This window comes from Exiguobacterium sp. R-39, assembly GCF_049942815.1.
Lineage (GTDB): Bacteria > Bacillota > Bacilli > Exiguobacteriales > Exiguobacteriaceae > Exiguobacterium_A.
In genome coordinates, this window is sequence record NZ_CP187965.1 from 1,459,816 (window position 1) to 1,480,454 (window position 20,639).

The window sequence follows — 20,639 nt, forward strand, 5'->3', positions numbered from 1 at the left end:
ATGCCACGAATCGCTGTCGTCGGTGCCGGTCTGACCGGCTTGTACACCGCTTCGCGTCTGCAGGAAAGGGGAGATGAGGTCACGATTTTTGAAGCACGTGACCGGATCGGCGGCCGGGTCCTGACGAAAACGGTGACGCTTAAAGATCAGTCCTATGCGTTTGATCTCGGACCAACCTGGTATTGGCCGGAAACAGAACGTTTGATGACGACGCTGATTGAGCGTCTGCAACTGTCGGTCCTTGTTCAGGCGATCGAAGAGACGATGATGCTCGAACGGTCACCGGGGCAAGTCGAACAACACCGGTTACCGGACGGTCAAACGGTTTTATCGCACAGACTGGTAAACGGAATGCACAGCGTGACGGAGGCGCTGGCGGAACGGCTGCATCCCGGAACGATTCAACTGGCGCACCGTGTGACGGCGATTGAAGCAACCAATCAGGTCGAACTGACGATGGAGCAGATGGGGAGTCAATTCCGGCAAACGTTTGATCACGTTATCGTGACACTCCCGCCGCGACTCAGCGGACTGATCCAATGGCGTCCCGCTTTACCAGAATCCGTGCACGATCAACTGAGGACAACACCAACCTGGATGGCCGGGCAAGCGAAGGTGGTCGCCGTGTACGATACCCCATTTTGGCGGCAAAGCGGTCGATCCGGTTTCGCCATCAGCTGGTCCGGTGTGCTGCAGGAAATCCATGATGCGTCACCGCCGACCGGCCCCGGAGCCCTATTCGGATTTTTCCGCCTGACGGCAACGGAGCGTGCAACGCTTGGAGAAACAGCAGTAAAGCGGCAGGTCATCGAACAGTTGATCCGTTTATTCGGAAAGGAAGCCGGTCATCCGATTGCCGTTTTGTATCAGGACTGGGCAAATGAACCGGAGACAGCAGCGAGAGCGGATGCTGAACCGTTAACCGAGTTTCCTGCCTATCGACCGATTCGACTCGAAGGCGCGTTGGAGGATAAGGTCACGCTGCTTGGGACGGAAAGTGATCCTACGTTCGGCGGCCATTTAGAAGGGACGTTACAATCGGTCGAGCGATGGTTAACAACGTATATGAGGGAGGATGAATCATGAATACAAACGAACCGACATTTCACCGGGCATTCGGTACATACGGCATCTATTATAATGAAGGAAAACTGCTCGTCATTCATAAGCAGGGCGGACCGTACACGTACCGGTACGATTTACCGGGGGGCAGTCTCGAAGATTTTGAGACGTTACCTGACGCACTGAACCGCGAGTTTCAGGAGGAGACGGGATTAACGGTCCGCTCAAAACGATTAATCGGGGCGTTTGAGTTTTCCGTTCAGTCTGACTGGCACCGGGCGTCGCACCTTCATCATATCGGGGTGTTTTTCCACGTGTTAGAGGTTGACGGAGAGCAGTCTGTTCCGGAGATATTTTTCGGGCAGGATTCGGTGGGTTCGTCCTGGAGGAGCCGGGCAGAAGTCAATACTTCCAATGCATCACCATTAGTATTGAAGGCCTTTGACTATTTGGAAAATCCGGAAACAGACAAATTGACCCGGATACAGGACTGGGTCGTCCGACAGGAGGCGACACCATGTACCGGAATGTGATTTGGGATTTCGACGGAACGTTGCTTGATACGTATCCGGTCATGGCGTCTGTCTTGCAGGACACAGGGCCGGGAATGATTTCTGTTTTATCAGATGTGCAGGACTTGGCTGGCATGTTTGAGATTAGTCCATGAAAAAACCCGAACGGAATGTTGTATCGAAGAGCTACTAGTCAGGGCTCATTTTGATACAGAACACGTTCGGGTTTTTCATTACGATGTTTTTTGTTCTGCTGTCGCTTCAGCCGGCTGCTGTTCCCGCCAGACGAATGTCAAGGCGATCCCGATTGCAAGCATGACGGTCGCAAAATAAAACGGGTAGTTGAGATCGACATCAAACAGGATGCCGCCGATTACCGGTCCGAGAATATTCCCGATGCTCGTAAACATTGAGTTCATCCCGCCAACGAAACCCTGTTCGTTTCCGGCGATTTTCGACAGATACGTCGTGACCGCAGGACGCATTAAGTCAAAGCCGACGAAGACGACCATCGTCACGAGAATAATCGAGAGATAACTTGTCACATACGTCATGACAAGTACGAGCAACGTCGAACCGATCAGACTGTAGCGGATGAGCCGGATCTCACCGAACCAGCGCGTCAGACGTTCAAATAAGCCGACCTGGACAATGACACCGACGATGGCACCAAGTGAAATCGCGAGGGCGATGTCTTTCGCCGTAAAGCCAAACTTCCGGTCGACGAACAGCGCAAACAGTGACTCAAACGAAGCGAGTCCGAATGAAGAAATCAGCAACACCATGAAGGCGATGAAGTAGAGCGGTGAAAAGACTTTCCGGAAACCGGTTTTTTGCTGCGGTGTTGTCGTCTGTTCATAATGGCGTTCCGGTTCGCGTAACGTAAAGACCGACAAAATCATCGCGACGAGTCCAAAGGCTGCGGCAAAGAAAAAGGGGACACGAGTCCCAATATCCGCCAGGAAACCACCGATTCCCGGACCGATGATGAAACCGGTCGAAATCGCCGCTGACATGTAGCCGAGGGCTTTTGGACGGGTTGCATTCGTCGTGATGTCGGCGATGAACGCTGTGACAGCCGGCATGATGAAGGCGGCACTGACCCCGCCCAGAATCCGCGACGCGAATAAGACTTCGACCGATTGACCGAGACCAAATAACAGTTCTGACATGCTGAAGATGAACAGACCGATGATGATCATCGGTTTCCGGCCATATTTATCAACGGCACGACCGGCAAGCGGCGATAACACGAGCTGTGCAAAGGCGAATGCTGAGACCATGTAACCAACGGTCGAACCGGAGATGTTCAGTTCGTTCATGATGGTCGGGGTGACGGGAATGACAAGACCAATTCCTAAAAACGCGATAAAAAGATTAAGCAGCAGGGTGCCTAAGATCAATTTGTTATTTTGCATGGTGAATTCCTCTGTTTCTTTTTTAGTTAGCGGACAAGTCCCCGCCAAAAAATTGGCCAGACGGCAGTAAAACGTCGTTGATAGGCTTCGACACCGTTGTAGACGAACTCCGTCATTGTACCTTCCGTCACCGTCAAGTAGGCGAGGGCGGCACTTTCGTAATCATCCGAATATAAAATCTGTTCTTGTCGGTCGCGTTCCCGCAACAAACGGGTCAAGTGGCGTTGCATCGAATCAAAAAACGGATTAATCAAATCCGTTACTTCCCGCTCTAGTTTGACAGGCGGGAAGTAGGCAATCCGTAAAATGAATTTCAGCTGATCATTTTGGGTGCTTTCCTCGAGAAACCAATCAAAAAAACCTTTTAGGCTCGCTTCGAGCGAGAGATGGCGCGTCGAGATGAAGTACGTGGCGAGATGTGTTTTCTGTGTCTCGAGCGCATGTGTCATCGCTGTGAGAAACAAATCGTCTTTTCCACGGTAGTGGGCGTAAATCGAAGGTTTCTTGATGCCGACTTCCTGGGCAATCTCTTGTAAGGAAGCGCCTTCGTAGCCGTGTTGTGCAAAATGCCGAAGGGCAGTTTGCAATAATAATGAAGCTTTCATTCATTCACCTTCCTAACGGTCGTTAGTTAACAGCCTAACAGATTCAAAACGATTGTCAAACAAAAAAGCCGAAGGTCTCTGGGACCTTCGGCTGCATGTATTCGATTATTTGTTGGCGATACGACCGCGTGATGCAACACGTGAACCTGTGATGCCGGCGATTGATGTCACGATCATCGTTAAGATGAGAGCGACGAAGCCCCAGATTGAAACTTTAGATGCTGTTTGTGTCGCTTGTTCTGTTTGAACACGGACATCTTCAACTGTTTTCTTGAGATCAGCTGATGTTTCATCAAGTGTTTGTTTTGCGTTTTCGATTTGTTTGCTTGTTTCGCTTGTTGCCTGCTTTAAACCGTCAACGATGTTTTTCGTTGCTTTATCTGCTTCTGCTTGTGAGAGATCTGTGTTTTGAGCAACGGCTTCAGCGATTTTATCTTCATCGACCGAGTTTTGGATTTTTTCTGAACGTGCTGTCAATTTGTCACCAAGATCGCTGACGATTTTATCGAAATCTTCCGGTTTTGTTAAGACATCTTTCCCTGCTGCAGTCGCATCATCTTTGACTGCATCGAGTTGACCTTGCAAGTAGTTTGGTTGTAGTTCTTTAATGTCTGTATCTTTTAGAATTTCATCGACATTACCTTCCAGTTCTTTTGTATCAACGTTTGAGACGTTATCTGTCACTGAGCTGAATCCTTTTGAAACAGCATCTGATGTTGTGCTGGCAATGGCGCCGACACCTTGACCTGCTGCACCACCGACTGTACCGAGCACGGAACCAACTGTTTGGAACGTGTTGATTGTCGTGAATGTCAACAAAGCGAACAAGAGGATGACACTTGTCGACCATGTGAGAAAACCGTGAACGAGTCCGGCACGTGATGATGTCACACCGGAAACGAAACCGGCGACGAACAATGAGATTAACAACGACAGGATCGCCCAGATGGCTAATCCGATGCCGACACCGTCAAACGGTTTGTCGGACGTGACGTCCGTGACACCAAAGCCGATCGCTGAACCGATTAAGCTGAATGTAATTAAAAGTGCAAAAAATGATACGACCCCCGCGATGATTGAACTCCACGAGATGTTTCGACCTGCTCCGTCTGCCTCTGGTCGCAAGTACGACGAGAAACCTTTTCTTGTTTTTTCCATAATAATCCACTACCTCTCCACTGACGATTTTACGAACATCATTTGATTTCAAGAAGCTTTGTCTTAAACTACTTTAACTTGAGATGTTGATGTGCATAGCTCTTATATAGCCGCTAAACCATGGGAAGAAACCTAGTATCAAAAGTACTCCTTTTAGAAACTTCAATCAGATTATTCTGAATAATCAAGTCATTACCTGAGGCAAAAAAATTGAAATCCGGAAAAAGATTCGTTATGTTTGTAACTAGAACGTTTCACTGTACGGTTTTAAATTGTGGAATCATTTCTCGATTCAAATTATTTTATTGGAGGTGACCCCCTGATTCAGGGGAAAGAATTGGACATATTGTTGGTATTGAATTTGGCGTTACTGGTGTTGTTGATTGTCTTGACGGCGTTTTTCGTCGGATCGGAGTTTGCGGTCGTCAAGGTTCGGATGTCACGACTTGATCAAATGATTCAGGAAGGAAACAAAGGAGCGGTCCTGGCCAAGAAGGTCGCCAGTGACCTCGATTATTATTTGTCCGCCTGTCAGCTCGGAATCACGATCACGGCACTGGGACTCGGAGCACTCGGGAAACCGACCGTCGAGAAACTGCTCGGACCGGTCTTTGACGAGTTTGGCGTCGCGGCAGCACTGTCGACGGTTCTTTCCTATACGATTGCGTTCGTTTCGGTGACATTTCTGCACGTTGTCATCGGTGAACTTGCTCCGAAGACACTCGCCATCCAGTACGCGGAACGGATGACGTTACTGCTCGCACCGGCTTTGTATGTGTTCGGTAAAATCATGTATCCATTCATCTGGGTGATGAACGGTTCGGCACGAATTTTCTTACGTCTGTTCGGCGTTCAGCCGACCGGGCACGAACAAGCTCACTCGGAAGAAGAGTTGAAAATCATCATGTCGCAAAGCTTCAAGAGCGGTGAAATCAACCAGACGGAACTCGCGTTGATGCAAAACGTCTTTGCCTTCGACGAGCGGGTGACGAAAGACATCATGGTGCCCCGGATGAACGTGACGACGCTGTCGCTCAGCATGACGTGGGCCGAAGTCTTACAAATCATGACGGACAATCAATACACGCGTTACCCAGTCATCGAGGATTTTGATAAAGATAAAATCATCGGGTACGTCAACGTCAAGGAAGTCCTGACCGATCAGGCGAACGATCAACAACGCGACTTAAAGAAGTATATGAAAGACATTCCGGCCGTGTCCGAAATGACACCGCTCCAGGAAACGTTGCTGAAGATGAAGGTGACGCGTTCCCACATCGCGCTTGTCATCGACGAGTACGGCGGGACTGCCGGAATGATTGCGATGGAAGACTTGCTCGAAGAAATCGTTGGCGAAATCCGCGATGAATTCGACGAAGATGAACAAGCCGACATCGAGACGGTTTCGAAGACGGAATATCATCTGTCGGGGACCGTGTTGCTGGCAGATTTACAGGAACGGTTTAACCTGACGTTTACTGACGCGGATGAAATCGATACGATTGCCGGCTTCATTCAAGCACAAGGAACGGACTATCAAGCTGGTGAGCGGCTCGAGATGGAGACATACGATCTCGAACTGTTACACGTCGAAAACCATCAAATCCAGCAGGTAAAACTGGTATTGAAACAGACATCCTGACGAGAAATACCCGCTCCTCTTTTCCGGTGGAGCGGGTATTCATTATTATTTTTGAAAGCGCTTCATAAAATGATTGACGCCATCCGTTTTCCATCGTATTCTAGTAATGAAAAGAATAAACCAACTAGGATTGTTACTGCGATAGCAGGCAAAACCTAAATTGATATCTGTTGCGTGTTGCGGCGATGGATATGAATTTAGGTTTTTTCTTTTCAATACGATGCTCTAGAGTGGAGGTGAGGGATTCCGTGCAAATCGTGAAAGTGTTTAATAATAATGTCGTGGCGATTGAATCGAACGGACAGGAACATGTCGTCATGGGGCGGGGAATCGCATTTCAAAAACGAATGGGTGATGTGATTGACGAATCAAGGATCGAAAAAGTCTTTACGCTCGAGAGTAAAGAGAGCCGGGAACGATTCATCGATTTTTTGAACGAGATGCCGCAGGCTGAAATCGAGACGGTCAAGGAGATCGTCAAGATGGCAGAAGTGAAACTCGACAAATCGCTCCATGATACGGTGTACGTGACACTGGCCGATCATATCCACTACGCACTGTCACGGTATGCAGATGGAATCATGATCCGGAATCCACTCGTCTGGGAAGTCAAACGGTTTTACGGTCCGGAATTTGCCGCCGGAAAAGAAGCCGTCCGCCTGATCAATGAACGGCATGGCGTCAATCTCGACGAAGAGGAAGCGGTCTCGATTGCGCTGCATCTGGTCAACGCCTCGATGTCCGGCGTCAAAGGTGAAAGTTTGCACATCGTTACCGAAATGACAAAGGCAACGCAGGCCATCATGACGATCATCACGTATCATTTTCAAGTCGAACTGGATGAAGAGTCCCACGCGTATGCCCGGTTTTTAACCCATTTAAAGTTTTTTGTCCAGCGGATTGTCTCAAAGACAAAGCTGAACACCGGAGGGGACGAAGAACTGTACGAAATGGTCAAATCCCGATATCCGCTGGCATTTGAGTGTGTCGAAAAGATTGCCAACCTGATTACTGGAAAGTATGACTACATGGTTTCGAAAGATGAACGGCTTTACTTGATGATTCATATCGAAAATCTCATGAAACAGAATCGATCCTAAGGATGGTTACCGCATCGACGGGCCAAACCTAAATGATAACAGGTGTTTTTCACTTGTCGTCGTTTAGGTTTTTTTATTCCAACAATAAGAATGGAGTGAGTCAAGTGGGCAAATATCAAGCACTTGCGCAAGACATCGTCCGATTGGTCGGGGGCGAAGACAATGTCAAGACAGTCTTTCACTGCGCGACACGATTACGGTTCAAATTAAAGGATGAACAAAAAGCCGATGCCGAAGCGTTGAAACAGGTGGATGGTGTCATTACTGTCGTCAAGAGCGGCGGGCAGTTCCAGGTCGTCATCGGAAACCATGTCGGCGACGTCTACAACGAATTGAACGGAATCGGTCAGGAGATTTCGGAAGAAACGGAAAAAACCAGTCTATTCAACCGCTTCATCGATACGATTGCCGGCATCTTCACACCGATCCTTGGTCCAATGGCAGGCAGCGGGCTGTTAAAAGGGTTACTCGCGATTCTTGTCGCGACCGGTCTGTTGACGCCGACGATGGGCACGTACATCGTCCTGAACGCGACGGCGGACGCCCTGTTTTACTTCCTGCCGGTCGTCCTCGGGCATTCGGCGGCGAAGAAATTCGGCGGTAATCCGTATATCGGGATGATTATCGGGGGGGCGCTCGTCTATCCGTCGATCGTTGCCTTGCAAGCTTCCGGTGAAAGTTTGACGTTCCTGACGATTCCGGTCGTCCTGATGAGTTATGCATCGTCCGTCATTCCGATCATTCTTGCGACGTATGTCTCGGCGAAACTCGAAAGATTCTTTAACCGCCACTCGCATGAAGCGGTCAAAAACTTTACGACGCCGATGCTCGTCCTGATGCTGGTCGTTCCGTTGACGTTTCTTGCGATTGGACCGCTTGCGACGTATGCGAGCCAGGGGCTTGCGGCCGGTTACTCGTTCCTCTACAACTTGAGTCCGGTCATCGCGATTGCGTTCATCGGCGCTTTTTGGCAAATCTTCGTCATGTTTGGTCTCCACTGGGGACTGGTCCCGATCATCATCAATAACCTGGCCGTCAACGGTTTTGACACGATTACAGTCGGTGTCCTGATGGCGACATTTGGTCAAGTCGGTGCCGTCTTCGCGATCACGATGCGGGCGAAAGATCCGAAAATCAAAGGACTTGGTACATCTTCGACGATTGCCGGCATCTTCGGAATCACGGAACCGGCGATGTACGGTTTGACGCTGCCGCGGAAAAAACCATTCATTTTCGGTGTTGTCGGTGGAGCAGCCGGCGGTTTGGTCGGCGGCGGGCTCGGAACAGCTTCCTACGCGATGGGCGGACTCGGGATTTTCGGTATTCCGGTCATGATTCCGCAGAACGGTCTCAACTTGACGTTCTGGGGGGCGCTGATTGGTCTTGCTGTCGCGACACTCGTGTCGTTCGGACTGACATACTTCTTTGCCCGCGACAACGAACAGGTTACGCAAGAAATACCGACGATCAGCGAACAGGTCGGCTTACCGGTCCTCGCACCAGTCAAAGGCGAAATCATTTCACTCGAACAAGTCGATGATGCCGTCTTCTCAAGCGGCGCCATGGGAAAAGGATTGGCGATCATTCCGGATGAAGGTGTCGTCTATGCCCCGTTTGACGGGGAAGTCGTCACGGTCTATCCATCGAAACACGCGATCGGTTTACGGTCGGACACCGGCGTTGAGATTTTGGTCCACATCGGTCTCGACACCGTCCAGCTGAACGGACAACATTTTGAGTCGTTCGTCGAGAGCGGCCAGGCAATCCGGGTCGGTGATCCGTTGATCCGCTTCGATATCGAGCAGATCAAACAAGCCGGATACGACGTCATCACACTGGTCATCGTGACGAATACAGCGAGTTATCTCGACGTCTTACCGACGTATCAAGGAACGGTCGAACCGTCACGCGACGTCTTACGCATTTTAGTCTAAAACCAATCAGAGGAGGAATTATTCATGAAACAGATCAAATCCGATTTTCTATGGGGCGGCGCAACGGCTGCCAATCAACTCGAAGGGGCGTACGCAACAGACGGCAAAGGATTGTCGATTGCCGACGTCATGCCGGGCGGCAAACACCGGATGCAGGTCATCCATGATCCGCAGTTCGATTTCGAGTTAAAAGAAGAGTATACGTATCCGAATCATGACGGCATTGATTTTTACAGTCACTATAAAGAAGACATTGCCCTGTTTGCCGAAATGGGCTTCAAGACGTACCGGATGTCAATCGCCTGGAGCCGCATCTTCCCGAACGGGGACGAAACGGAACCAAATGAAGCGGGTCTGCAGTTTTATGACAACGTCTTTGATGAATTGCTGAAACACGGCATTGAGCCGCTCGTCACGATTTCGCATTACGAACTGCCGCTCCATTTGGCAAAAGAATACGGCGGCTGGCGCGACCGCCGGCTCGTGACGTTCTTTGAACGCTACAGCCGGGTGCTGTTCGAGCGTTATCAAGGAAAGGTCAAGTACTGGCTGACCTTTAACGAAATCAATGGTGCCCAGTTCATGCCGATGCTCAGTCTCGGGATGGCGGTCCGCGAAGACGAAAACATGTTGCAGTCGACCTATCAAGGCCTGCATCACCAGTTCGTCGCGAGCAGTCTGGCGACGAAGGCCGCCCGGGAAATTGATCCGACGATGCAAATCGGCTGCATGCTGATTGCCGCTCCGGTTTATCCGTTCAGCTCAAACCCGGTCGACGTCCAGTTTGCACTGGAAGAAGAACGGATGATGAACTATTTCTGCGGGGATGTTCACGTCCGTGGGACCTATCCGGCGTTTGCCGACCGTTTCTTCACGGAAAACAACATCGAGCTGGTTGTCGAAGACGGTGATCTTGAACTGTTGCGTGATTACACCGTTGATTTCTTTTCGCTCAGTTACTACATGTCACGGACGGAAAAAGCGGAGAAAGACGGAAACGATGCCGGTGGAAACATCATGAGCGGGGTCAAAAATCCGTACTTGAAAGCGAGCGACTGGGGCTGGGAAATCGATCCGGACGGGTTGCGGATCATCTTAAATAAATTATACGACCGGTATCAGATTCCGTTGTTCATCGTTGAAAACGGACTTGGTGCCTACGATAAAGTCGAAGCCGACGGTGCGATTCATGATTCGTACCGGATTGCCTATCTCGAAGGCCACTTGAAAGCAATGATGGAAGCGATTCAGGACGGCGTTGACATGATGGGGTATACGAGCTGGGGCTGTATCGATCTCGTCAGTGCGTCAACCGGCGAGTACAGCAAACGCTACGGGTTTATCTACGTCGATAAACACGATGACGGATCTGGAACACTTGCCCGGTCGCGGAAAGATTCATTTTATTGGTACAAGGAAGTCATCGCGTCAAATGGTGCAGTACTGACGCAGACATCTGTTTCGAAATAAGCTAAAGATCAAATGCAATCTTTCTCTTAACCGAGAAGATTGCATTTGGTTTTTTTATTGAATATTTTTCCCGGGTTAATTATCTTTTTAGATGGTAAAATTAAGTGGGTTTTAACAGAAACAGAAAGGATGGAAAGGTGATGACTATAATTTATCTGACACGCCACGGTGAGACGGAATGGAATACCGAAAACAGGCTGCAAGGATGGAAAGATTCTCCGTTGACCGCAAAAGGCCGGCAATATGCCAAACAATTAGGGCGACGTCTGCAAGACACCGCGTTTCAAGCCGTCTATTCGAGTCCGAGCGAACGGACATTCCAAACAGCACAATTGATTTGTGAGGAACGGACTGTGCCGATCCAGACCGATGAACGACTCAAAGAGATTCATCTGGGTGAGTGGGAAGGGAAGACCCATGATTGTTTAAAGCAGAGTGACGCGGAAGCCTATACGGCATTCTGGGAGACACCACATCTGTACATATCAAAAACCGGGGAAAATTTTGAAGTGTTGCAAAATCGTTTGGTTGAATTTTTGAAAGAGATCCAAGTGAAGCATCCAGAGGAAATGATTCTGATCGTTACACACGGCATCGCCATCAAAGTGCTGTTGTCTCATTTTAAAAGAACCGGGATAGAGGAACTGTGGAAATCTTCCTTCATCCACGGGACGAGTCTGACGATTGTCGAATCGACGGAGCAGGGGGATATAATCCTGATGGAAGGCGATATGGACCACGTGAAACAGGATGTATCCTTTTAATTATCTTCCTATCATACAAAAACCCCTCATTTCTAGTTCGAAATGAGGGGTTGTCTGCAATCTGAGGCGGTGCCGCTTTGCGACGCCGGTCCTTTTTTTAATCGATTATTCAGCCCACCATAAAGCATCATCCGGCTTCTTCGCAACGGCATGCAGTTCTTTTTCCGTCGAGACGGTCGGGTGGGAACCTTTTAAGGCTTTGCCCGATGTACTCTTGAAGAAGAAGAAGAACGTGATGAAGCCGATCACGCTGACGGCTGTCAGGTAATATGCCGGAGAGAGCGGATTTTGTGTCGCATGGACGAGCCATGTCGAAACGAGTGGTGTCGTTCCGCCGAAAATCGAGACGGACACGTTAAACGTAACAGAAAGTGTCCGGTAACGGACATCCGTATAAAAGATACTTGGTAATAGACTTGGCATTGTTCCTTCGAAAATCGCGAGGAAGAAACCAAGGATGAAGATTCCGATTCCGACGAACAAGAGTGGTTTCAGACCAATCATGTAGAATGAGAGAATCGACAGGATCGAGAGACCTGCCAAGGCAAACAAGACGATGTTACGGTTACCCTTTTTGTCGCTGAGTTTACCGAAGAAGTAAGCGAGTGGAATCATGATGACCATGACACCGGTAATCAAAATCGTACTCGTTGAACTTGAAATCCCCATGACTTCATTCAGGTAAGACGGCATATACGACAGCAGCATGTAGTTCGTGATATTGAAAAACGCGACGGCGATGAAACAAACGATGATATCACGTTTATGGTCCCGTAGAATTTCCCGGAACGTAGCCGGTTCTTCCGTATTTTCATTGATTTCATTTTCGAAGATCGGCGATTCATCAAGGTGACGACGCAAGTACAGACCAAACAGTCCGAGTGGTGCCCCTAAAATGAACGGGATCCGCCAGCCCCATGACGCCATTTGGTCGTCCGATAACGTTACGAACAAGACGGTTGCGAGAATCGACGCGAGAATGTAACCGGCGAGTGTCCCGATTTCAAGACCACTTCCGAGGGCGCTTCGTTTGTTATCCGGTGAGGATTCAGCAATGTAGACCATTGCGCCGGCATATTCACCGCCGGTTGAGAACCCTTGTAAAATCCGGGCCAGTAACAGTAAAATCGGTGCCCAAACTCCGATTTGATCATACGTTGGTAATAATCCAATGATGAGGGTCGAACCCGCCATCATGACGATTGTCGTCGTAAGGACGACCTTTCGTCCAAGACGATCTCCGATTCGTCCGAAAACGATTCCGCCGATTGGCCGCATTAAAAAAGCGATCGCAAACGTCGCAAAGGTAAAGACAAGCTTCAGTTCATCATTTTCAACAGCACTAAAGAAGTTTTGACTGATGATGATTGCGAGATAGGAATAAAGACCAAAATCGAACCATTCCATCGCATTCCCAATTCCGGTCGCGTAGACACTTTTTTTGGTTTGCTTCATGTCGACGACATTGACTTTTTCTTTTCTGAATTTCATAAGTTCTATTCACTCCCTTTAATAAGTTCGTATCGTAACATAGTAGGAAATGAAGTCAAGTCATTAAGTGGCTTAATGACTTGAAAACGACTGAAAATGGCTCTATGCCGCGAGTTGTTAAACCGTTGAGACTCTAAGGAAGACGTCTTGTCGTCAAGATAAATGAAAAAATAATAATTTTTTTCATTTCTTTTCACAAAAATGACACGTTTCTCATTCGTTTTCATTTTGTTTGGCCGTCAAGAATCCGCCCTAAGCAGGAGGTAAAGGCAAGGAAATGATTGGTAAAATGAGAGGGATACATAGATGAGGGAAGAGGGGCTGGATGACATGAATACGAGACGCATGGGAAAGTGGCTGGCAGGTTTGTTAGGTGTGGTGATCATCAGCGGAACGGCTTGGTATTATCTGTTTGAGACGTCACAAGTGAACGGTTTTCCGATTCCACGGACGGGGACGGTCGAGGAAAAGCCGGAGGGCTTATTAGTCAAGACGCATCTCGTGTCGGAAGTCGAAGGACCCGGCGTATTATACGAAATGCGAATCCGGCAAGCCGGCTGGAAGTGGGTCGACCGGGAAGGACTGGCCGCCTGGTATGAAAAAGACGGTCGAATGATTGAACTGACGACATTTGATGATGAATTGTTTCTCGAACCGGCTGAACGTGCCGGCATCGAACAATAAGACAAGCGGAGTTCCTATTCACAGGGACTCCGCTTGTTTTGTCTGCTCAATTTGCATAGAGCAGCTTTTTCGTATCTTTTTCGTAGACCCGGTAATTAATTTCGAACGCCTGATTCCGAGTCGTCGTCATCCGGCAATAATACGGAACCTTTTTGCCGTAAGCATTAAGATCAGGTGCGTCACGGAAAGAAAATGTGTCGTTGGTTTCCGTTAACGTGATATCGATGGATGTTCTTTTTGACTCAGACGGTTCTAAAACACAGGCACCTTCTAATACACGGTAATCACGAAACACCATCTCGGTGAAGCTCGGCACCGTGATCCAAAGACACAGCAATCCGAGTAACAGGACACCCGTCCACTTGAGCTTTTTTAAGAAAGCATATTGCTTATTGTCGAAGTGAAGCACAAGAACATAACAGGCCGGTAAGACAAACCCGACACCTAGCAAGAAAATGAAAAAATAAGAGATGATTTCAGGATTCATTTGCATACGTCCGTTTGAAGACATGACCAATGGATAAATGTGTCGGACACAGTTGCTTTTTTAAAACCAATTTTCTCCAAGACTCGAATCGAAGCTTGATTTGTCATCGATGTTTCAGCTGAAACAGTTTTAACGTTCGAGCGTGACAAAGCCCAGGCGACAAGAGCGGCGACTGCTTCCGTGGCATAGCCGTTATTTTGATAACAATCGAGCAACCCGTAGCCGATTTCAACGGTCTGATTTGCAGAAGGTAATCCTTTAAATCCGATATCACCGATGATGTTCCCATCCTTGCGAATAACAAGCCAGCTGCCCCAGTGGAGCAGAGCAGGGTTTTCTGCTAGTCCAATTAAATGGTTCTCAAGCTCAGGCCCATTTTCATATGTTTGCGCCAAAACGAGTGGCGTCCATTGCGCGCTATAAGGAACAATCGTCAATCTATCGGTTTCGATGGTCATATGGTGGTCACCTTCCCTTCAAAGTCATTTCGGTCATTCAGACGAATAGAGTAACCGGTTCGTCTTAAAATCGTAGAGCCGGTAAGAAATCTCGAATGCATGATCTTTTGTGGTGGTCACGTGACACGTATACGGGACGTCCGGACCGTACGCACCGAGTTCAGCACGATCCAAGAAACTGAAATAATCGCCTGTTTTGTCGTAGTAAAATCCCCTTCATAAATACAAGCCGTTCGCCTGAACGACGAATTGCGAGTGCTCGTAATGATAGGTAATGACGGAGTAGTCGAACGGACGGCCGTTCGTCAGGTGGAAGATCGTCTCGACCGTCAATGCCGGATCACCGGCTGTGAGCTCCAAATGGGTTGCGATCGCGTCCGGCAACTTACCGACATGCATATACATATCCGAGAACCCGATGTTCAGTCCGAGTGCCGTCTCGAGGTACTCAAAGATCGATTGTTCAACGATTTCCCGGTTTAAGTAAGGCACGATGGCTTGACGATAATAGGATTCCTCAAGACACATGATATGCCCGTCGATGTAGCGGATCCGTTTAATGTAATAAACTATCTCATCAGTCGTGCAGCCGAGATTTTCAGCGATCGCTTCCGGACACGGGATTAACTCAAACGACAGGACTTTGGATTTGATGTCATGTTCGACGAGATTCTGCTTAAAGCCTTGCGTCGAAAACAGCTCGATATAGCCTTTCCGATTGGTCTTGCGGACAAAAATTCCGCTGCCACGGACTTGAAAGATGATGCCTTTTCGCTCCAATAATTCCAGTGCTTTCGTCATCGTTGTCTTGCTGACCGCAAATTGACGGATCAATTGATCGAGAACCGGTAATTTATCTCCTTGCTGTAACGCATGTTGCTCGATGTAGGCTTCGATTTCTGTTGCCGTCTGTTGGTATTTCAGCATGGTTCACCCTCATTTTCCAGTAATTGTTCTGCTTTTTTACTATAGCATAAGACGATTTCGAACTGAATAATACTGATAATTAAATTAAATATTGATTGATAAATTGTACATGTACAATTATAATAAGAACGTACGATACGGATTTACAACATAAGGGGGTTCAGGGATGAGTAAAGTGCGTGATTATCAGCAGCTGGCGCATTCGATTTTAGAGGCGGTTGGCGGCGAGGACAATATCATCAGTGTCGCACGTTGTGCGACCCGGCTGCGTTTAGTGTTGAAACGGTCAGATGCAAAAGCGAAAGATCAAGTCGCTGCCTTACCGGGCGTCATCACGGTCGTCGAATCAGGCGGTCAGTTCCAGGTCGTCATCGGCCAACACGTCGGGGAAGTCTATGAAGCATTTCGACCACTTGTCTCATTAGATGAAGACGGGAATTCGGATCAGGGAACCGAAGCACCGAAAGGGACGGTTTTAAACCGGATCATCGCGACGATGTCGGCTGTTTTTGCACCGTTCGTCTATATTTTGGCGGCAGCCGGGATTTTGCAAGGGGCACTCATCTTAATTTCGCTTGTGTTTAAAGACTTTGCCACGACGGGAACATATGAAGTGTTCAGTTTCATTTCGTGGGCACCGTTTACATTCCTGCCGATTTTCATTGCCATCACGGCAGCGAACCACTTTAAAGTCAACCAATTCATCGCCGTCGCCTGTAGTGCGGCACTCGTCAGTCCGACATGGGCTGAGATGGCGGGACGGATCACGTCAGGCGAGTCGATTTCATTCATCGGTATCGCGTTATCCGGAACGACGTATACGTCATCGGTCTTGCCGCCGTTGTTCCTCGTCTGGTTGCTGTCTTACCTCGAACGGTTCCTGAACCGGACGATCAATGATGTCATTAAGCCGTTGTTCGTCCCGTTCTTCTGTATGGTCATCATGGTCCCGTTGACGATTCTTGTCATCGGTCCGATCACGACGCTCGGAGCGGAAGGAATTGCAAACGGATACAACTATTTAGCGGAAAATGCGCCGGCACTTGCCGGATTGATTATCGGCGGCTTTTGGCAAATCATCGTCATCTTCGGCGTCCACTGGGGCGTCACGCCGATGGTCCTGGCGAACTTCGAACAGTATGGTCGGGATTCGTTCCAGGCGTATCAGACGATTGCCGTCATCGCCCAAGTCGGTGCCGTCATCGGTGTCATTTTAAAAACCCGCAACAAGGAAACGAAAAAGGTTGGTGTCTCAGCCGGTCTGACCGGAATCTTCGGGATTACGGAACCGGCCATCTACGGCGTGACGTTACGCTTTAAGAAACCGTTCATCTACGGCTGTATCTCGGGCGCGGTCGGAGCGGTCGTCGCCAGTTTCTTCAAACCGTATTACTTTGCTTACGCTGGTCTCCCGGGACCGTTGACGCTCGTCAACGGCATCAGTTCCGACTATCCGTCGTCAATCGTCGGATTGCTGATCGGAACGGCGATTGCCTTGATTTTACCGATCGTTCTGATTCAAATTCTCGGCTTTGGTGAAGAGAAAGTCGTCCCGGTGGCAACTGCGCCGGCGACACCGGTGCCGGCGCAGGAAGTCAGTGCAACGTTGACGAACGAAGAAACGATTCAAGCACCACTGGCAGGACAACTCGTGCCACTGTCTGACGTACCAGACGAAGTTTTTGCATCAGGAGCAATGGGACAAGGTATTGCGATTCGCCCGACTTCAAACACGGTCGTCGCGCCATTCACCGGTACGATCGTCATGATTGCGCCGACAAAACACGCGATCGGTCTCCGCTCGACGAGCGGTGTCGAAGTCTTGATTCACGTCGGGCTCGAGACAGTCGAATTGGGCGGGACGCCATTTACCTTACATGTCGAGGACGGGGCAAGTGTCGAAGCCGGTCAAACGCTATTGACGTTTGACGCGGAAGCGATCGAACAGCACGGCTTACAGACAATTACACCCGTTATTGTCACGAACGCGTCGAGTTACGCCGAAGTCATTGCGACGCAAAACGGTACAGTCGAAGCAAACACAGAAATTTTGATCATCGTGAAATAAGAGAAAGAAACAAGGAGGAAATGAAGATGAAAACATTACCAAACGACTTTTTATGGGGCGGAGCACTCGCTGCCCATCAATTTGAAGGTGGCTGGAACGCCGGTGGTAAAGGACCAAGCGTCGTCGATGTCATGACGGCTGGTGAACACGGGGTTGCCCGCCGGATCACCGATACGATTGAAGAAGGAACTTTTTACCCGAACCATGAAGCAATCGATTTTTATCACCGCTATAAAGAAGACATCGCCCTGTTTGCCGAGATGGGTCTGAAGTGTCTCCGAACGTCGATCGGCTGGAGCCGGATTTTCCCGAACGGAGATGAAACGGAACCGAACGAAGCAGGACTGCAGTTTTACGATGACGTCTTTGACGAATTGTTGAAACACGGCATCGAACCGATCATCACCTTGTCACACTTCGAGATGCCGTTACATCTGGCCCGTGAATACGGCGGTTTCCGCAATCGCAAAGTCGCCGAGTTCTTCGAACGGTTCGCCGAAGTCTGCTTCACGCGTTACAAAGACAAAGTAACGTACTGGATGACGTTCAACGAAATCAATAACAAGATGGATGTTGAGAATCCGTTGTTCCTCTGGACGAACTCCGGTGTCAAAGTCGAGCCGGGTGAAAACGCGATGGAAGTCATGTATCAGACCGGTCACCATGAGTTGATTGCCAGTGCTCTTGCCGTCGCGAAAGGGAAAGAAATCAATCCCGACTTCCAAATCGGAGCGATGATTTCGCACGTCCCGATTTATCCGTACTCGTCGCATCCGGAAGACGTCATGCTGGCGGAAAAATCGATGCGTCAGCGCTATTTCTTCCCGGATGTTCAGGCACGTGGTTATTATCCGAACTATGCTTTAAAAGAGTTCGAACGCGAAGGGTATCAGATTCCGATTCTCGACGGCGACGACGAGATCCTGAAAAACGGAACCGTTGACTACATCGGCTTCAGTTACTACATGTCGACGACCGTCAAACACGATGCGACTGTCAACAATACAGGCAACATCGTCAACGGGGGACTGGCGAACGGTGTCGAGAATCCGTACATCCAGTCGAGCGACTGGGGTTGGGCGATTGATCCGATTGGACTCCGCTACGTCCTGAACCGTCTCTATGACCGGTATCAACTCCCGCTCTTCATCGTCGAAAACGGCTTTGGGGCCGTCGATACGATTGAAGACGGCAAGATTCATGATGCTGCGCGGATCGATTACCTGAAGACGCACATCGAAGCGTTGACGGAAGCGGTCACGGAAGACGGCGTCGAACTGATGGGCTATACACCATGGGGCATCATCGACATCGTGTCGTTCACGACAGGTGAGATGAAAAAACGTTACGGGATGATTTATGTCGACCGCGACAACGAAGGCAACGGCTCGATGGAACGGATGAAAAAAGATTCGTTCGACTGGTACAAACAGGTCATTGCGACAAACGGACAAGACCTGGCGTATGACAAAGCAACACAACGTTAATCAGACAGACCTCCACCTGAAGCGGGTGGAGGTTGTTTGTTGTCCCTAAAAAAGGCTTGCCTGAACAACGAAAAGACGTGATGATAAGAAGATGGTTATCCATTATTTGTATGGATAACCAGGTATCATCCTAAATACAGGATGATTCAAAATAGTAATGGAGGTTTTAACCATGTTTACAGTTGATGAATATTTAGCTTCAATCAAAATGAATCTTGCGCAGCACGCAGACGTGCTGGTTCACAATTTGAAAGTGATCGCAGAGGCAACCTTTGCCCCGGATGTCGAACTGCTAGATTTTTCTGCGTTTATCGAACCGTCGCGGCATGATCTATCAATCATGTTCTTTTCGATGGACCGGGAAGCCAATGAAGTGTTTGAAGAAGCCGGGACAATGGGGTTTGCCGGCAGTAAGTCGATGCTCGACGAAGCGGTGTATTATCACGTTACACCGAAACAAGCGGATGACTTTGATGTGTTCCATGAGGAAAATGAAGAAATCTTGATTGAACAGGAGCGACAACTCTTTGCGGATTGGTTCAGCAGTTGTTGGCAACAGGCGGGCGGAGATCGGGTAAAGCTTCCAGCCTATTTTAATGTCCATGACGAAGGAGAAACGTTTGATTTGAAGCGACGGATTTGGATGGATGAAGAGGAAAAATGGGATTGAGTTCGGAGACGGTTGGCAAACACCGCTTCATGGTTGGTATCAGCATCGCGACGGTTTGGGAATTCGAAGCGACGTTAAATCACTTTCACGTGAAAGAAACGGAACGGATGACGTATCCGTATGGAAAATATTTTTCCAGGTAATCAACGGGACACTGGTCGTCTTTTACAGCACCGGTGTCCGCAAAGTAAACGGTGTCGGCGGGAATCAGTACATGCTGGCGCATTTTCCAATCACGAAAGTGCTCGTCGTCGGAACGTGTGCCGGCATCGATAAACGGTTTGACGTACTCGACATCATTATTCCGGATCGTGCCGTCCAATATGACTGTACGGTCAAGGAAATTGAACCGTTGCTAAAACCGTCGTTTGTCGTGCCAATTGATGTCACAAAATACGGCATCGACGGGAACGCTACAATCGGGACAGCTGACCGCGCTGTCGTCATGTGGCGCGATTATTTGGAACTGCAGGAAAACGGTATCACGGTCGCTGATACGGAAGCGGCGGCAATCGCTTACATCTGCCGGAAAAATGAGATCGAGTGCATCATCATCAAAGGCATCTCAGATTTTCCGACCGATGAGACGGGTCTTGATCCGCTTCAATCGAATCAGGAGCAGATCAATGTCTATATCGCAAATACACCAAAAGTCATGACACGGATTTTTGACGATTATCTTCAGTTATTTATTTAAGAGGA

20 protein-coding genes are annotated in these 20,639 nt (G+C 49.0%); 13 read left to right on the top strand and 7 right to left on the bottom strand.

The features are described from left to right. Genes ACP26N_RS07630 through ACP26N_RS07640 form a run of 3 tightly spaced genes read left to right on the top strand, consistent with a single transcriptional unit; the run spans position 1 to position 1,729 of the window. Complete coding sequence (locus ACP26N_RS07630) at positions 1–1,086, top strand: flavin monoamine oxidase family protein (RefSeq protein ID WP_426355282.1); 1,086 nt, start codon at positions 1–3, stop codon at positions 1,084–1,086. Further along, positions 1,083–1,595: an NUDIX hydrolase gene (locus ACP26N_RS07635; RefSeq protein ID WP_426355283.1), complete on the top strand. Its 513-nt coding sequence runs from the start codon at positions 1,083–1,085 to the stop codon at positions 1,593–1,595. Before ACP26N_RS07630 ends, ACP26N_RS07635 begins: the two co-directional genes overlap by 4 nt. Then, positions 1,580–1,729: a hypothetical protein gene (locus ACP26N_RS07640; RefSeq protein WP_207904762.1), complete on the top strand. Its 150-nt coding sequence runs from the start codon at positions 1,580–1,582 to the stop codon at positions 1,727–1,729. Before ACP26N_RS07635 ends, ACP26N_RS07640 begins: the two co-directional genes overlap by 16 nt. 78 nt (positions 1,730–1,807) lie before the next feature. On the opposite strand, the gene ACP26N_RS07645 is transcribed toward ACP26N_RS07640, so the two are convergent. The 3 genes from ACP26N_RS07645 to ACP26N_RS07655 all read right to left on the bottom strand — a co-directional run bounded on the left by ACP26N_RS07645 (position 1,808) and on the right by ACP26N_RS07655 (position 4,755). Further along, the gene (locus tag ACP26N_RS07645; protein ID WP_426355284.1) at positions 1,808–2,992 is read right to left on the bottom strand and encodes an MFS transporter; all 1,185 of its coding nucleotides are present in this window, start codon (positions 2,990–2,992) and stop codon (positions 1,808–1,810) included. 26 nt (positions 2,993–3,018) lie between these two features. After that, complete coding sequence (locus ACP26N_RS07650) at positions 3,019–3,597, bottom strand: TetR/AcrR family transcriptional regulator (RefSeq protein WP_426355285.1); 579 nt, start codon at positions 3,595–3,597, stop codon at positions 3,019–3,021. Between the two features lie 105 nt (positions 3,598–3,702). Then, positions 3,703–4,755: a hypothetical protein gene (locus ACP26N_RS07655; protein ID WP_426355286.1), complete on the bottom strand. Its 1,053-nt coding sequence runs from the start codon at positions 4,753–4,755 to the stop codon at positions 3,703–3,705. 337 nt (positions 4,756–5,092) lie between these two features. Between ACP26N_RS07655 and ACP26N_RS07660 the strand changes: the two genes are divergently transcribed. From ACP26N_RS07660 to ACP26N_RS07680, 5 genes are all read left to right on the top strand, one after another. Continuing rightward, positions 5,093–6,397: a hemolysin family protein gene (locus tag ACP26N_RS07660; protein WP_426355287.1), complete on the top strand. Its 1,305-nt coding sequence runs from the start codon at positions 5,093–5,095 to the stop codon at positions 6,395–6,397. A gap of 248 nt (positions 6,398–6,645) precedes the next feature. After that, the gene (licT, locus tag ACP26N_RS07665; RefSeq protein ID WP_426355289.1) at positions 6,646–7,497 is read left to right on the top strand and encodes a BglG family transcription antiterminator LicT; all 852 of its coding nucleotides are present in this window, start codon (positions 6,646–6,648) and stop codon (positions 7,495–7,497) included. A 104-nt stretch (positions 7,498–7,601) separates the two neighbouring features. Beyond that, the gene (locus tag ACP26N_RS07670; RefSeq protein ID WP_426355290.1) at positions 7,602–9,431 is read left to right on the top strand and encodes a beta-glucoside-specific PTS transporter subunit IIABC; all 1,830 of its coding nucleotides are present in this window, start codon (positions 7,602–7,604) and stop codon (positions 9,429–9,431) included. 24 nt (positions 9,432–9,455) lie between these two features. Next, entirely contained in the window at positions 9,456–10,901 is a 1,446-nt protein-coding gene (locus tag ACP26N_RS07675; protein ID WP_426355292.1) for a glycoside hydrolase family 1 protein, read from the top strand. Between the two features lie 140 nt (positions 10,902–11,041). Further along, on the top strand, positions 11,042–11,665 hold the full coding sequence (locus ACP26N_RS07680; RefSeq protein ID WP_426355293.1) for a histidine phosphatase family protein: 624 nt from the start codon (positions 11,042–11,044) through the stop codon (positions 11,663–11,665). 105 nt (positions 11,666–11,770) lie between these two features. On the opposite strand, the gene ACP26N_RS07685 is transcribed toward ACP26N_RS07680, so the two are convergent. Then, positions 11,771–13,156, bottom strand: a complete 1,386-nt coding sequence (locus ACP26N_RS07685; protein ID WP_426355294.1) for an MFS transporter — start codon at positions 13,154–13,156, stop codon at positions 11,771–11,773. A gap of 330 nt (positions 13,157–13,486) precedes the next feature. Here ACP26N_RS07685 and ACP26N_RS07690 point away from each other — a divergent pair, with 330 nt between their 5' ends. After that, on the top strand, positions 13,487–13,840 hold the full coding sequence (locus tag ACP26N_RS07690) for a hypothetical protein (protein WP_188004279.1): 354 nt from the start codon (positions 13,487–13,489) through the stop codon (positions 13,838–13,840). A 46-nt stretch (positions 13,841–13,886) separates the two neighbouring features. Here ACP26N_RS07690 and ACP26N_RS07695 read toward each other — a convergent pair whose 3' ends face one another. The 3 genes from ACP26N_RS07695 to ACP26N_RS07705 form a co-directional block, all read right to left on the bottom strand. Then, positions 13,887–14,327, bottom strand: a complete 441-nt coding sequence (locus tag ACP26N_RS07695) for a hypothetical protein (RefSeq protein ID WP_318091684.1) — start codon at positions 14,325–14,327, stop codon at positions 13,887–13,889. Beyond that, positions 14,324–14,785 (bottom strand): GNAT family N-acetyltransferase, encoded by a 462-nt coding sequence (locus tag ACP26N_RS07700; protein WP_426355295.1) that lies wholly within the window; start codon positions 14,783–14,785, stop codon positions 14,324–14,326. Before ACP26N_RS07700 ends, ACP26N_RS07695 begins: the two co-directional genes overlap by 4 nt. A 216-nt stretch (positions 14,786–15,001) precedes the next feature. After that, the gene (locus ACP26N_RS07705) at positions 15,002–15,712 is read right to left on the bottom strand and encodes a GntR family transcriptional regulator (protein WP_426355297.1); all 711 of its coding nucleotides are present in this window, start codon (positions 15,710–15,712) and stop codon (positions 15,002–15,004) included. 166 nt (positions 15,713–15,878) lie between these two features. Between ACP26N_RS07705 and ACP26N_RS07710 the strand changes: the two genes are divergently transcribed. The 4 genes from ACP26N_RS07710 to ACP26N_RS07725 all read left to right on the top strand — a co-directional run bounded on the left by ACP26N_RS07710 (position 15,879) and on the right by ACP26N_RS07725 (position 20,634). Then, complete coding sequence (locus tag ACP26N_RS07710; RefSeq protein WP_426355299.1) at positions 15,879–17,780, top strand: beta-glucoside-specific PTS transporter subunit IIABC; 1,902 nt, start codon at positions 15,879–15,881, stop codon at positions 17,778–17,780. Between the two features lie 26 nt (positions 17,781–17,806). Next, a complete protein-coding gene (bglA, locus tag ACP26N_RS07715) occupies positions 17,807–19,267 on the top strand; it encodes a 6-phospho-beta-glucosidase BglA (RefSeq protein ID WP_426355301.1) in 1,461 nt (486 codons plus the stop codon). Between the two features lie 172 nt (positions 19,268–19,439). Beyond that, the gene (locus tag ACP26N_RS07720) at positions 19,440–19,937 is read left to right on the top strand and encodes a hypothetical protein (RefSeq protein WP_426355302.1); all 498 of its coding nucleotides are present in this window, start codon (positions 19,440–19,442) and stop codon (positions 19,935–19,937) included. Then, positions 19,915–20,634 (top strand): permease, encoded by a 720-nt coding sequence (locus ACP26N_RS07725; RefSeq protein ID WP_426355303.1) that lies wholly within the window; start codon positions 19,915–19,917, stop codon positions 20,632–20,634. The genes ACP26N_RS07720 and ACP26N_RS07725 overlap by 23 nt, the downstream gene beginning before the upstream one ends. Positions 20,635–20,639 lie beyond the last annotated feature (5 nt).

What these genes read in the sequence shown, in the direction of transcription:
- ACP26N_RS07640 (WP_207904762.1), top strand. Translation starts at nt 1,580, where the DNA reads ATGTACCGGAATGTGATTTGGGATTTCGACGGAACGTTGCTTGATACG.
- bglA (WP_426355301.1), top strand. Translation starts at nt 17,807, where the DNA reads ATGAAAACATTACCAAACGACTTTTTATGGGGCGGAGCACTCGCTGCC.
- ACP26N_RS07630 (WP_426355282.1), top strand. Translation starts at nt 1, where the DNA reads ATGCCACGAATCGCTGTCGTCGGTGCCGGTCTGACCGGCTTGTACACC.
- ACP26N_RS07675 (WP_426355292.1), top strand. Translation starts at nt 9,456, where the DNA reads ATGAAACAGATCAAATCCGATTTTCTATGGGGCGGCGCAACGGCTGCC.
- ACP26N_RS07635 (WP_426355283.1), top strand. Translation starts at nt 1,083, where the DNA reads ATGAATACAAACGAACCGACATTTCACCGGGCATTCGGTACATACGGC.
- ACP26N_RS07645 (WP_426355284.1), bottom strand. Translation starts at nt 2,992, where the DNA reads ATGCAAAATAACAAATTGATCTTAGGCACCCTGCTGCTTAATCTTTTT.
- ACP26N_RS07685 (WP_426355294.1), bottom strand. Translation starts at nt 13,156, where the DNA reads ATGAAATTCAGAAAAGAAAAAGTCAATGTCGTCGACATGAAGCAAACC.
- ACP26N_RS07705 (WP_426355297.1), bottom strand. Translation starts at nt 15,712, where the DNA reads ATGCTGAAATACCAACAGACGGCAACAGAAATCGAAGCCTACATCGAG.
- ACP26N_RS07680 (WP_426355293.1), top strand. Translation starts at nt 11,042, where the DNA reads ATGACTATAATTTATCTGACACGCCACGGTGAGACGGAATGGAATACC.
- ACP26N_RS07710 (WP_426355299.1), top strand. Translation starts at nt 15,879, where the DNA reads ATGAGTAAAGTGCGTGATTATCAGCAGCTGGCGCATTCGATTTTAGAG.
- ACP26N_RS07725 (WP_426355303.1), top strand. Translation starts at nt 19,915, where the DNA reads ATGAAGAGGAAAAATGGGATTGAGTTCGGAGACGGTTGGCAAACACCG.
- ACP26N_RS07695 (WP_318091684.1), bottom strand. Translation starts at nt 14,327, where the DNA reads ATGAATCCTGAAATCATCTCTTATTTTTTCATTTTCTTGCTAGGTGTC.
- ACP26N_RS07700 (WP_426355295.1), bottom strand. Translation starts at nt 14,785, where the DNA reads ATGACCATCGAAACCGATAGATTGACGATTGTTCCTTATAGCGCGCAA.
- ACP26N_RS07650 (WP_426355285.1), bottom strand. Translation starts at nt 3,597, where the DNA reads ATGAAAGCTTCATTATTATTGCAAACTGCCCTTCGGCATTTTGCACAA.
- ACP26N_RS07690 (WP_188004279.1), top strand. Translation starts at nt 13,487, where the DNA reads ATGAATACGAGACGCATGGGAAAGTGGCTGGCAGGTTTGTTAGGTGTG.
- ACP26N_RS07655 (WP_426355286.1), bottom strand. Translation starts at nt 4,755, where the DNA reads ATGGAAAAAACAAGAAAAGGTTTCTCGTCGTACTTGCGACCAGAGGCA.
- ACP26N_RS07720 (WP_426355302.1), top strand. Translation starts at nt 19,440, where the DNA reads ATGTTTACAGTTGATGAATATTTAGCTTCAATCAAAATGAATCTTGCG.